Source organism: Allobosea sp. GW821-FHT03A12 (assembly GCF_058986765.1).
On record NZ_JBYSVZ010000006.1, the window covers coordinates 44726 to 57156 of the forward strand.

The 12431-nt window shown below is 68.3% G+C and carries 12 protein-coding genes; 9 read left to right on the plus strand and 3 right to left on the minus strand.

Annotated elements, in window-relative coordinates; all coding sequences use genetic code 11:
- Window positions 1-30 precede the first annotated feature (30 nt).
- Window positions 31-786, minus strand: a complete 756-nt coding sequence (locus AC3WLC_RS22520) for an ABC transporter substrate-binding protein (protein WP_493686153.1) — start codon at window positions 784-786, stop codon at window positions 31-33.
- 136 nt (window positions 787-922) lie between these two features.
- Here AC3WLC_RS22520 and AC3WLC_RS22525 point away from each other — a divergent pair, with 136 nt between their 5' ends.
- The 6 genes from AC3WLC_RS22525 to cueR all read left to right on the plus strand — a co-directional run bounded on the left by AC3WLC_RS22525 (window position 923) and on the right by cueR (window position 6946).
- On the plus strand, window positions 923-1510 hold the full coding sequence (locus AC3WLC_RS22525) for a helix-turn-helix domain-containing protein (protein WP_493686154.1): 588 nt from the start codon (window positions 923-925) through the stop codon (window positions 1508-1510).
- A gap of 320 nt (window positions 1511-1830) precedes the next feature.
- On the plus strand, window positions 1831-2703 hold the full coding sequence (locus tag AC3WLC_RS22530) for an alpha/beta fold hydrolase (protein WP_493686155.1): 873 nt from the start codon (window positions 1831-1833) through the stop codon (window positions 2701-2703).
- Window positions 2704-2799: 96 nt separating this feature from the next.
- On the plus strand, window positions 2800-3189 hold the full coding sequence (locus AC3WLC_RS22535) for a c-type cytochrome (protein ID WP_493686156.1): 390 nt from the start codon (window positions 2800-2802) through the stop codon (window positions 3187-3189).
- Window positions 3190-3362: 173 nt separating this feature from the next.
- Window positions 3363-3821, plus strand: coding sequence for an NUDIX hydrolase (locus tag AC3WLC_RS22540; RefSeq protein ID WP_493686157.1), 459 nt, complete (start codon window positions 3363-3365; stop codon window positions 3819-3821).
- Between the two features lie 195 nt (window positions 3822-4016).
- On the plus strand, window positions 4017-6557 hold the full coding sequence (locus AC3WLC_RS22545) for a heavy metal translocating P-type ATPase (protein ID WP_493686158.1): 2541 nt from the start codon (window positions 4017-4019) through the stop codon (window positions 6555-6557).
- Window positions 6554-6946 carry a Cu(I)-responsive transcriptional regulator gene (gene cueR, locus AC3WLC_RS22550; RefSeq protein ID WP_152015900.1) on the plus strand — a complete coding sequence of 131 codons (393 nt, stop codon included), beginning with the start codon at window positions 6554-6556 and terminating at the stop codon, window positions 6944-6946. The genes AC3WLC_RS22545 and cueR overlap by 4 nt, the downstream gene beginning before the upstream one ends.
- A 92-nt stretch (window positions 6947-7038) precedes the next feature.
- On the opposite strand, the gene AC3WLC_RS22555 is transcribed toward cueR, so the two are convergent.
- Window positions 7039-7320 (minus strand): hypothetical protein, encoded by a 282-nt coding sequence (locus tag AC3WLC_RS22555; RefSeq protein WP_291679339.1) that lies wholly within the window; start codon window positions 7318-7320, stop codon window positions 7039-7041.
- Window positions 7321-7523: 203 nt separating this feature from the next.
- Here AC3WLC_RS22555 and AC3WLC_RS22560 point away from each other — a divergent pair, with 203 nt between their 5' ends.
- The 3 genes from AC3WLC_RS22560 to AC3WLC_RS22570 all read left to right on the plus strand — a co-directional run bounded on the left by AC3WLC_RS22560 (window position 7524) and on the right by AC3WLC_RS22570 (window position 11668).
- Window positions 7524-8972, plus strand: coding sequence for a cytochrome P450 (locus AC3WLC_RS22560; RefSeq protein ID WP_493686159.1), 1449 nt, complete (start codon window positions 7524-7526; stop codon window positions 8970-8972).
- Window positions 8973-9311: 339 nt separating this feature from the next.
- Window positions 9312-9767, plus strand: a complete 456-nt coding sequence (locus tag AC3WLC_RS22565; RefSeq protein WP_346356849.1) for a YMGG-like glycine zipper-containing protein — start codon at window positions 9312-9314, stop codon at window positions 9765-9767.
- Between the two features lie 65 nt (window positions 9768-9832).
- Window positions 9833-11668: a hypothetical protein gene (locus AC3WLC_RS22570; RefSeq protein ID WP_493686160.1), complete on the plus strand. Its 1836-nt coding sequence runs from the start codon at window positions 9833-9835 to the stop codon at window positions 11666-11668.
- Window positions 11669-11685: 17 nt separating this feature from the next.
- Here AC3WLC_RS22570 and AC3WLC_RS22575 read toward each other — a convergent pair whose 3' ends face one another.
- Complete coding sequence (locus tag AC3WLC_RS22575; protein WP_493686161.1) at window positions 11686-12258, minus strand: hypothetical protein; 573 nt, start codon at window positions 12256-12258, stop codon at window positions 11686-11688.
- Window positions 12259-12431: the final 173 nt, after the last annotated feature.

The window sequence follows — 12431 nt, forward strand, 5'->3', positions numbered from 1 at the left end:
GGAGCGTGCTTCAGTGCGCCGGGCGCGACCTCACTCGAGGCCCCATTTGGCGAGGATCTTGGCGAGGCTGCCATCGGCCTTGAGCTTGGCGAGCGCCGCGTTGACCTTCTTCAGCAATTCGCCATCGCTCTTGCGCACGCCGATCCCGACCGAGCCGGTGAACATCGGCTGATAGGACTTCACCAGCCGCACCTGCGGGAACAGGCCCTGCTGCAAATTGTAGGCGACGATCGGCCCGTCGGCGAAGCCGGCCTGGATACGGCCGGCGTTCACATCGGCGAGGATGTCGGGGATGGTCTTGTAGATCTTCACCTCGGAGACGATGCCGCCCTTCTGCAGCGGCTCGACATAGGCGGTGCCGACCTGGGCGCCGACGACATAGCCCTTGAGCTCGTCGACGGACTTGTAGTCCTTGCTGTCCGACTTCGGCACCATCAGGCCTTCGCCATAGGTGTAGATCGGGTCGGAGAAGTCGATCGCCTCCTTGCGCGCCGGAGTGATGTACATGGCGGCGGCGATCAGATCGATCTTGTTGCTGGTCAGGCCGGCGATCAGGGTGGAGAACTGCATGCCCTCGACCTCGACCTTGAAACCGGCCTCCTTGCCGACCTCCCTGATCAGGTCGACCATCACGCCCTCGATGGTGCTGGTCTTGGTGTCGAGGAAGGTGAAGGGAATGCCGGTCGGGGTCGAGCCGACCTTGAGGACGGACTGGGCGGCCGCCGGCGAAACGGACGCGGCGACAGCGCCTCCGGCCAGCAGAGTCAGGAAGGTCCGGCGTTCCATGGCAATGTCCCCTCATTTGTCCGTACACCCGATCGGGCGTCGGCTCGAATTTTCATGAGCATGAAGATACGAGCATAGAGCGGCCTTGCCGGCAAGCGATTTTCATGCACATGAAAAAGACGAAAAAGGAATCGCGATGAGCCTGCCTGCCGCCGACCTGCCGCATCTGCATGTCGACCGCGAGATCGGGGCGCGGCTGCGCCTCCTCCGGCGCGCGCGCCGACTCTCGCTGGAGGAGCTGGCGGGCCGCACAGGCCTCTCGATCGGCTTCCTCAGCCAGATCGAGCGCGGCCTGTCCTCGCCGACGCTGCGCGTCCTCGCCGCCGTCGCCGACGCGCTCGGCGTCGCAATCTCGGACCTGTTCCCGGCGGATGCGCGCCAGGCCGACCCGACCGCCACCATTGTCCGCCAGGCCGATCGCGGCGAATTGCAGCTCTGGCGCTCCGGCATCCGCAAGCAATTGCTGACCCCGCAGGCGGAAGGCTCCAAGCTCAATCTCTACCTGGTCGAGATGGAACCGGGCGCCAGCACCGGCGACGAGCATTACATCCATAATGGCGAGGAGGCCGGCCTCGTGCTCAGCGGCACCATGCTGCTCAATGTCGAGAACGAGAGCTGGGTGATGAGCGAGGGCGACAGCTTCCGCTTCCTGTCCTCGCGGCCGCATCGCTTCGCCAACCAGCATGACGGCGTCACCCGCGTGCTCTGGGTCAACTGCCTGTAGCCGGCATCGCCATGCACGTAGCGCATAACAACGCTCTTCCCCGATAGGCCGTCCTGCGTCTAAGCCAATGCCGCCATGAACAAAGGCGGCTGGACAATGCCGCCTCCCCCGGCACGATCAGCCGCGAGGGAAATGCAAGGGGAGGTCGGCATGGCAGGGCACGCCGCCAGCAGGACCATCCCGTTCGGCTCCGCATCCGGGCCGCAGCGGCAGGCCATCCATGTGATCCAGATCAAGGCGCCGCCTGCAGGCGAGCCGAATGATCCCGCTTTCCCTTCCGAACAGCCCGCCAGCCTTCCCGCGCAAGAGGACAGACAGCCATGACACAAGCGCGACGGCATCAACACGACCATTCCGAAGCGGCACCGGCGAGCGTGGCCAACGGCGGCGCGGTCAGCGGCGAGTTCAAGGTGAAGCTGCCCGATGGCGCCGTGCTGCGCGCGTTGTCGCAGGGCCAGGGCCGCCCCGTGCTGCTGGTCAGCGGGCTCGCCGGCAGCGTCGCCTTCTGGGACGACAATGCCGCGACGCTCGCCCGCTCCTTCCAGGTGCTGCGCTTCGACCAGCGCGGCATCGGCACGAGCGATCGCGGCGGCGCGCCCTGCACGGTCGACCAGCTGGCCAAGGATTGCCTTGCCGTGCTCGATGCCGCCGGTGTCGAACGCGCCACCGTGCTCGGGCACTCGACCGGCGGCTGCATCGGCCTGTCGCTGGCGCGCCAGGCGCCGGAGCGGCTCGACGGGCTGATCCTCAGCGGCAGCTGGCTCAGGCAGAACCGCTACATGGCCGCTCTGTTCGAGACCCGCCTCGCCATCCTCGACCAGCATCCGCGCGCCTATGCGGCGAGCGCGGCGCTGATGACCTACCCGCCGACCTGGCTCGAAGCGCATTGGGGCGTCTACGAGACAGCGATCGCGACGGCGCCGGACACGCCGGAAGCAAAGCAGATCGTGCGCGAACGCATCGGTGCGCTACGCGCCTTCGACGCGTCGGGCTGGGCCGGAGAGATCGCAGCGCCGACACTGATCCTCGGCGCGCGCGACGACATGATCGTCCCGGCCTTCCTGCAGGAAGAGCTCGCGGCCGCCATGCCCGGAGCCCGGAAGACCCTGCTCGATACCGGCGGGCACTATTTTCCGATCTCACGCCCCGACGCCTTCACCGCCAATGTCGCCGAGTGGATCGGGGCTTTGTGATCCCACCGCGACGAACTGCCCCCCTATCCAACAGAACAGGCTGCGTTATCTCAGAAGGAGTCTAAGCTGAGGAGAAACGACCCGATGAGGCTGCCCATGAGACTGACCGCCAGCGCCACCTTGCTTGCCCTCGCGGCGATTGCCGCCTCCCCTGCCTCGGCGCAGGACATTTCCGCCGGCGAGCGCTCCTGGAACAAGTGCCGGGCCTGCCACCAGATCGGCGAGGGCGCCAAGAACCTGGTCGGGCCGCAGCTCAACGGGCTGTTCGGGCGCCATACCGGCGCGGTCGAGGGCTACAGCTATTCGACTGCCAACAAGGGCGCCAACATCACCTGGGACGAGGCGGTCTTCGCCGAATACATTCGGGATCCCAAGGCGAAGATCCCCGGCACCAAGATGGTCTTCGCCGGCATCAAGAACGACAAGGAAATCGCCGATCTCACCGCCTTCCTCAAGCAGTTCGACAAGGACGGCAAGAAGCTCTGAAGGCGGGTTGCCCGCTTCATCACGCTCTGTTGGCGGCTGAACACCAGGCTGCCTGCAGGGCCAGTCCTGACGGGCTCGTGCCTGGAGCCGGCATTTCGAAAAAGAGTTGCCGGCTACAGAATCCACTGGCACAGCACCGCCCGAATCACCATATGCTGCCGCTTGGGCAGGGAATGGAAAGATTGGCAAGGGCAGCGAAGGCCGCCGCCGGGAAGAAGGCGGGCGAGCCGAAAATCCAGATCGGCGCGATACCGTACCGGCACCGGCCGGACGGCGCCGTCGAGATCATGCTGGTGACGACGCGCGAGACGCAGCGCTGGATCGTGCCGAAAGGCTGGCCGATCCGCGGGCTGAAGGGTCATGAGGCCGCGGCGCGTGAGGCCATGGAAGAAGCCGGGCTCGTCGGCGAGGTCGGCAAGAAGCCCATTGGCCGCTACACCTATTGGAAGCGGCGCACGCGCGATTTCGTGCTGTGCAAGGTCAGGCTCTATCCGCTCGCGGTGAAGGACCAGCTCGCGAGCTGGCCCGAGCAGGACCAGCGCCGCAGCCAATGGTTCACCCAGGCCGATGCCGCCGATCTCGTGGACGAGCCAGCGCTCGGCACGATCCTTCGCGAGCTGAAGCTCGGCTGAGCCGGCCTCCATCGCATTGCCGCGTCATTCCGAGGCGGCCCTTTGGGCGAGCCCGGAATGACGGCGGCGTCGGGCCATGTGCTCGTCCCGGCGAAACCGACCGCCGCATCGGCACAACCTGAAAAACGACCGCTTGACCTTCCTATGATGGGAAGGTGTAGCCATCTTCCAACGAGAGAAGGAAGGTGATGCGTCATGACGATGCATGCGAAGCATGAAGCGCCCGCAAGCGGGCTCAGCGTGATCGATATCCCGGTCGACGGGATGACCTGCGCCTCCTGCGTCGGGCGGGTGGAAAAGGCGATCGCCGCGGTCCCCGGCGTGAACGGCGCCGAGGTCAACCTGGCCACCGGCAAGGCGCGCGTGACGCTCGCCGGGGCCGATACCGGCGCGGTGGCCGATGCGATCCGCGGCGCCGGCTATGAACCGGGCGCGACGACGATCGCGCTGGCGATCTCCGGGATGACCTGTGCCTCCTGCGTCGGAAAGGTCGAGAAGGCCTTGCGCGCCGTGCCGGGCGTGCTGGCTGCCGAGGTCAACCTCGCGACCGAGCGGGCGACCGTCCGAGCCGCCGATGGCGGCGTCACGCCGGCGCTCGTCGCGGCCGTCGCGGCCGCCGGCTATGAGGCCAGGCCGCTCGACGCGGGACGCAGCGACGAGAGCGATGCCGCCGCCCGCCGTGAGGCGGAGCAGGCCGCGCTCGGCCGCGCGGTCGTGGTCGCGGCGCTGGCGACCCTGCCGCTGCTGGTGCTCGAGATGGGGCCGCATCTGAGCGAAGCCTTCCATCACTGGCTCTATGCCCGCATCGATGCCTTCGTGCTGAAGCTCATCGCCTTCGGCCTCACCACCATCGTGCTGTTCGGGCCGGGCTTGCGCTTCTTCCTCAAGGGCTGGCCGGCTCTGCTGCGGGGCGCGCCCGACATGAACGCGCTGGTCATGCTCGGCGCCGGTGCCGCCTATGCCTATTCGGTGGTCGCGACCTTCGCGCCGGACTGGCTGCCGGCCGGTACCGACTACACCTATTTCGAGACCGGGGCGGTGATCGTCACCCTGATCCTGCTCGGGCGCTGGTTCGAGGCCCGTGCCAAGGGCCGGACCAGCGAGGCCATCAAGCGGCTGGTCCAGCTGCAGGCGCGCTCGGCCCGGGTGCTGCGCGACGGCGTCGAGAACGAGATCGCGATCGAGCATGTCCGCGTCGGCGATCTCGTGCTGGTCCGGCCGGGCGAGAAGGTCCCGGTCGACGGCGAGGTCGTCGAGGGCGCGTCCTATGTCGACGAAGCCATGGTGACGGGCGAGCCGGCCCCCGCCCATAAGAGTGTCGGCTCCGCCGTGATCGGCGGCACGATCAACCGCAACGGCGCGCTGCGCTTCCGGGCGGAGAAGGTCGGCGCCGATACCTTGCTCGCCCAGATCCTGCGCATGGTCGAGCAGGCGCAAGGCGCCAAGCTGCCGATCCAGGCGCTGGTCGACCGCGTCACCAACTGGTTCGTTCCGGTGGTGATCGCCGTCGCTTTGCTGACCTTCGCGGCCTGGCTCGCCTTCGGCCCCTCGCCCGCCTTGACCTATGCGCTGGTCAATGCCGTCGCCGTGCTGATCGTCGCCTGCCCCTGCGCCATGGGCCTGGCGACCCCGACCTCGATCATGGTCGGCACCGGCCGCGCCGCCGAGCTCGGCATCCTGTTCCGCCAGGGCGCGGCGCTGCAGGGGCTGAGCGAGGTTGCGACCATCGCCTTCGACAAGACGGGAACGCTGACCAAGGGCCGGCCCGAGGTGACGCACTTCATCGCCGCAGAGGGCTTTGCCGAGGACGAGGCCCTGCGCCTTGCCGCCTCGGCAGAGAGCGCCTCGGAGCACCCCTCCGCCGAGGCGATCGTCGCCGAGGCTAAGCGGCGCGGCCTTGGACTCGCTCCGGCCAGCGGCTTCACGGCCGAGCCCGGCCTCGGCATCTCCGCCAAGGTCGAAGGCCGCGACGTCCTGGTCGGCTCGCAGAAGTTGATGGCACAACGGACCATCGCTCTCGGCAGCCTGACCGACAGGGCGACTGCCTTCGCGCGCGACGGCGAGAGCCCGCTCTATGTCGCCATCGACGGCAGGCTCGCCGGCCTCGTCGCCGTGGCCGACCAGATCAAGCCGGGCACACCGGCGGCAATCGCGGCGCTGAAGGGCCTCGGCCTGCGCATCGTCATGGTCACCGGCGACAATCGCGCCACCGCCGAGGCGATCGCGGCCCGGCTCGGCATCGACGCGGTCGAGGCCGAGGTGCTGCCGACCGACAAGGCTGCGATCGTCAAGCGGCTGCAAGGCGGCGGCAACAAGGTCGCCTTCGTCGGCGACGGCATCAACGATGCGCCGGCCCTGGCCCAGGCTGATATCGGCATCGCCATGGGCGCCGGCACCGACATCGCGATCGAGAGCGCCGACATCGTGCTGATCTCCGGCGATCTGCGTCATGTGCCCGAGGCGATCGGCCTGTCCAAGGCGACGATGACCAATATCCGCCAGAATCTCGGCTGGGCCTTCGGCTACAATGTGCTGCTGATCCCGGTCGCGGCCGGCGTGCTCTACCCGCTCTGGGGCGTGCTGATGTCGCCGGTCTTCGCCAGTTTCGCCATGGCCTTCTCCAGCGTCAGCGTGCTGGCGAACGCATTGAGGCTGCGCCGCTTTTCGGCGCGGCAGGTCATCACCGCCGCAGAGCCGGAGACGGCCTCGGCGTCAGCCTTCGGGAGGATGGGATGAATATCGGGCAAGCAGCCGAAGCCTCCGGCGTCAGCGCCAAGATGATCCGCTATTACGAGCAGATCGGGCTGATCGAGCCGCCGGCGCGCTCGCAATCGGGCTACCGGGTCTATGCCGAGCCGAACATCCACACCCTGCGCTTCGTGCGCCGGGCCCGCAGCCTCGGCTTCTCGGTCGAGGAGACCGGGGCACTGCTGGCGCTCTGGCGCGACCGGTCGCGGGCGAGCGCCGACGTGAAGACGCTGGCGCTGAAGCATGTCGCCGAGCTGGAGGAGAAGGCCGCGGCGCTGCAGGCGATGGCGGCGACACTGCGCCATCTCGCCAGCCATTGCCACGGCGACAAGCGGCCGGACTGCCCGATCCTCGACAAGATCGGCTCGCCGAACTGAGACGCTGCGGATATCAACGATGCGCAAAGCAAAACGCCGGAGGCCCTTCCAGGCCTCCGGCGTTCGCAAAGTCCGGAAACGGGCGCTGCCGTTCAGCGGCGCATCGCCTCGGCGAGGCGTGGCGAGAAGGTGCGGGTCGGCCGGCGAACCACGACGACGGAGCGGTTCGGCGTCATCACCGTGGTACGATGCGCGGCCTTGCGGATCAGCGGCACGACCTCGGCGACGGGCACGCCCATCAGCTGAGCGGCGAGCTCGGCCTGCTGCTCCGGCGAATCGCTCATGCACTGCGCCGCCGTCACCGCCTCTTCGAGGGTCGGCAGCTCTTTGCGCGGGCGCAGGATGCGCGGCGGGGGATTCTTGTACTCGGGCATCTCGGTGGCTCCTTGGAAGCCTAAAATAACACTTATTGTGCACTGCACAAGATCGCGCGGATTATTCTCTGCAATGCAACAATTGCAGAGCGGGTTGGCATGCGGCTTGCGCCTTTGGAATGCCTAAAACCGGCAGGAGATTGTCGGCCTCAGAGCCAGTTCCGATCGGGTCGGCCCGAGCTGGCTCCATTAAGGAGGACCTCATGAGCGTAGCGGATGCAGCCATGCCTGCCGCGCAGGCCCGCCGGCGCCGCCCGCCCGCCCCCGTGCCGGAAGAGCGCGAGTTCGGCCGGCTCGAACTGCTGCTGCGCCTGCGCCGCAACCCGCTGACGATCTGGCGGACGCGCCATTTCCGCGAACCGATCGTCGCCGGCGAAGGCCTGTTCGGCTATGGCGTCGTCATCTCCGACCCCGACGCGATCCGGCATGTGCTGGTCGAGAACGCAGCGAACTACCGCAAGGACGACCTGCAGCGCACCGTCCTCGCGCCCGGGCTCGGCGAAGGTCTGCTGACGGCGGAGGGCGAGGCCTGGAAACGGGCCCGGCGGACCCTGGCCCCCCTGTTCACCCCGCGCTCGGTCGCGGCGCTGGCCGAGCGCATGACGGCACCGGCCGAGCAGACGGTGACGCGCATGGCACGCCGGCGCAGCGGCCGCATCGTCGACATATCGGCCGACATGACCCGCGTGACCTACGACATCCTGGCCGAGACGATGTTCTCGAACGCGATCGCCGGCGGCGCCGACGCCTTCGGCAAGGCGTTGACGCGCTATTTCGAGACGCAAGGGCGGATCGACCCGCTCGACGTGCTCGGCGCACCGGCCTGGCTGCCGCGGATCGGCCGCTGGATGGCACGGCCGGCGATCTCGTTCTTCGAGACGCAGGTCAAGACGATCATCGCCGACCGGCAGGCCCTGCATGCCGGCGGCGCCTGGAAGCCGGAGAAGCCCGACCTGCTCGACGCCCTGCTCGCCGCGCGCGACCCGGAGACGGGCACGGGCCTGAGCGAGGCCGAGGTCGGCGCCAACATCGTCACCTTCATCGGCGCCGGCCATGAGACCACTGCCAATGCCCTGACCTGGTCGCTCTATCTCACATCGCTCGCACCCGACGTGCGCGAGGCATTGGAGGCCGAGATCGACGCCGCCGGCGAGGACCTCGCCGCTGCCGCCCTGTCGGGCGAGCGCCTCTCGCTCACCCGCGCCGTGATCGAGGAGGCGATGCGGCTCTATCCGCCGGTGCCGTCCCTGTCGCGCACGGCGCTGGCGGACGACATGGCCGGCACATGCGTCATCCCCAAAGGTGCACTGGTGGTGATCTCGCCCTATCTGCTGCATCGGCACGAGACGCTCTGGCAGGCGCCGGAGCAGTTCCGGCCCGAGCGCTTCCTGCCCGGCGCCCGCGAAGCCGTCTCGCGCTATGCCTACCTGCCCTTCGGCGCCGGTCCGCGCGTCTGCATCGGCCAGCAATTCGCTATGGTCGAGGCCGTGATCGTGCTGGCCGCGCTGCTGCGGCGGTTGCGCTTCGACTATGCCGGCACGGAGGCGCCGATGCCGGTCCAGCGCATCACGCTGCGTCCGGGGCACGGCATGCCGATGCGCGTCACCGTGCGGCAGGCCGAACAGCGGCCACAGCCGACCGCGGCGAATTAACCACAGGTGCCGGAAAAGCGTTAAAGATGAACCTCGCGTTTTTAAAGATGTCGCGCCGGCGGCACGCGTTCCGGCCGAACAGCCACGGCGCGAAGCCCCGCCAAGCCCTGTCGTTCTTGGCTCGTCGAATGATCGCAAGGACGCGAACAATTTAAAACTTGGCAGAAACGTGACAAAGCGCTGCGGCTCTTGCCCAAAAAAGGCCAATATGGAACAGATGCCAGGTGTGGTGCCCTGTGGGTCCCGCCTGGTTCTGCGAAACCGGCTCTGCCGGGTGCAAGGGCTACCAGATTGCTGGCACCATCTATTTTGGAAGCAACTTCTTACTGGGGTGACGTTATGCATGCCAAGACCTTGAAGGCCGGAACCATCCTCGTCGCGGGCGCGCTCGCGCTTGGCGGCTGCACCCAGTCGCAGGAACGCGTCGCGGCCGGTGGCGCGCTCGGCGCCGGCGCCGGCGCCCTGATCGGCGGCGCAGTCGGCGGCGGCCGTGGCGCCCTGATCGGTGCCCTGATCGGCGGCGTTGCCGGCCTGGTCATCGCCGACGCGATCGAGAAGGAGCGCGCCCGCGAGGCCGCCTACATCGCTGCGCGCTCGGGCGGCTCGAACACCCAGCGCTTCCGCAATTCGAGCGGTCAGGACGTCACCGTCCGCGCCCGCACCGTCCGGACCTACAACAACAACCAGGGCCAGAAGATCCGCGTTGTCGAGCGCACCGTGACCCGCGAGGGCAAGGCCGCCGGCTCCGATACCGTCGAGGTCAATCTGGCGACGAACGAAGCGTCCGGCATCTGAGCCGCGACGGAACTAACCGGTCCTCCCTCGCTTGCGAGGGGGGACCTCATGAGTATCGAACCGAGATGACTGCGCGCGCGCTGACGAAACGAGCCCTTTGCCTGACGGTTGCCTGCCTCGTGGCGGCGCCGCCGATGGGGGCTACGGCGCAGACGCAGATGATGGCGGGCTTCGATCCGTACAACCCGTTCGGCTCGGCCGCGCAGCTGCTCTGGCAGCGCATCCAGCAGCAATGCCCGCAGCTCAAGCTGCCGGTCACGATCGGCATCGCCTCCCGCCCGGTGACGCGCGAAGCCTTCACGACCGACCAGGGCAACAACATCATGCAGCAGATCCGGGCTGCATTCTCGAACATCCCCGGCATCACCATGGCGCCCTGGCTCGACATCGACCCGATCAAGGGCATCGTCGACACCGGCGTCCTCGACAATCCGCTGGCCGGCGACAACAAGGAACAGCTCAGCAAGATCCAGCTCGAAGTCCGGGCCTCCGGCTACAAGGTCGGCGCGGCGACGCGCTTCAACCTGTCGGCGCATGGCTGGAACGGCTATGAGAGCTGCTCGCCGAGCCTCGACCCGTTCCCCGTCTCCCAGGATTTCATCGGCGAGGAATACAGCTCGACCGACGAGCTCTTCAACAAGGTCGCCGCCGGCGTCTGGGCGGCCTCGGTCGATACCGGCAACCCGATGACCCTCTCGGTCAGGATGCTGAGCGGGCTGCCCGTCAGCCCCGGCTGGCAGGAATTCTTCTCCGACAAGCTGCGGCGCGCGCTGAGCAAGCAGAACGCCGAGGAGAAGGAAACCAAGATCCGGGCCGAGCGCCACGTCCAGCTGGTCATCGCGCACGACCCCGCCAGCGCCGAGGACAAGCGCTGGGACGGCATGGTCACGGTCGATCCGCGCCCGCTCGGCTATCGCATCTCGGTCAGCGTCAACCGCCGGAACACGACGCCGGTCTCGGAAGACGGGCTGGTCACGCTCGACGAGCTGCCGACCATGCAGCAATGGGCGGCGCTGGGGCCCGAAGCCCATACGCCCCGGCTCGACCAGACGCCGATGCGGATCAATGCGCGGATCGAGGGCGGCCGGGCCCTGCAGCAATACCCCTTCCTGGTCGCGCAGGAATCCTATGTCGAGGTCGACATTCCGACCGCCAGCGTCCGCGGCCCGCACCCGGCCGTGCCCGTCGACGTGCTTGGCCGCAACAACGCCCAGATGAAGACGATCCACATCGTCAATCCGAGCCGGCCGAACCTGCGGCGCTATAAGCTCGGCCCCGGCGAATACACGATCCGCGTCGCCAGCGCCGGCCCGGTCGCGCAGGATTTCCAGCTGCGGGCGCGCGCCGTCGACACCAAGGACATGCTGATGCCGGAGGCGCCGGGCCGGCTGCTGCGCCGCTTCCAGGACTGGTATGCCAGCGTCTCGGAGGATCCACGCACGGGACAGCGCACCTGCTATGCCTATACCGCGGCGCAGGAAGCCGGGCCGCGCTACTGGCGCGAGCAGGCGCCCTTCATCCTGCTGCAGGCGAGCAGCGCCGGCGTCGGAAACGGCGACCTCCAGCACCTGATCGAAGACAAGCGCTACTACAAGCCCAATACGCCCTTCGAGGCCGTGATCCGCGAAGGCGGCGGCATGGTGCGCCGGCTCAACGCGGCGCCGACCGCCGCGGGCAATTTCATCCGCCCGACGAAGCAGGGCTCGAACGGCCAGCCGATCCTCGATATGGACGCGGTCGCCGGCTACAACCGAGGCACCACGCTCGAGATCCAGGGCACGGCGACCGATGGCCGGCCGGCGCATGTGATCTACTCGCTGCAAGGGTACCGTGCCGCCGTCAACGCCATGTCGCTGGAATGCGGCCGGCGCGACCTCGCCAACGCCCTGGTCTGGAAGTAATCGGTCGGCTTATGCCATCAGGCCAGCGCCAGCGCCGCCCGCGCCGGTCCCGCATCCTGCGCCGTTTCGAACCGAATCAGGCCGCAGCGGACATTGGCAGCCGCGCCGAGCACGGCCGGAAGCGAGCGGGCGGAGCGTTCGAGCACGCCGAGCATGGCTGGCACCAGGCGCGGATCGTTCCAGACCTCCTGTGCCCGGCGGCCGAACGGCGCCAGGAAAGGCTCGACCCCGCTCCAGGCCAGGATGACCTCGCGCGGGCGCGTCGCCGCCGCTTCCAGCCCCGACAGGATGCGCTCGATGATCGGGGCCCAGACGCCGTCGTCATAGCGCCCGACCGGCAGGAGGATGACCAGCCGCGCAGCATCCAGCAGGGCCGCCTGCGCCTGCGAAGTCGCCTGAGCCCGATCGCGGAACAGGCGCGGCAGCAGGCGCGGTGCCAGGAAGCTTGCCTCGACCTCGCACGCCTCCTCGCCGGACGCTTCGGACAGAGCCAGGCGACGCAGCGCGACATCTTCCCCGGCCGTCGCCTGGGCGAGCGCCGGCGGCAAGGCTGCCGGCAGGGCGGCGAAGCAAACCGATTCTGCCGTCATCGCAACCCGCTCCGTCTCGGCTCCGGACCGGCCTGCGCCGACAGCCCGGCGCGGCAGGTTTCCGCAAGTGCAGCCAGCCCGCCGCAAGATCAGGCCCGCACCGACAAGGTCGAGCCGAGCACATGTCTTGCAAGACGGCGGGCCATCGCGCAAGGTCCGCTTACGTCGCCCCG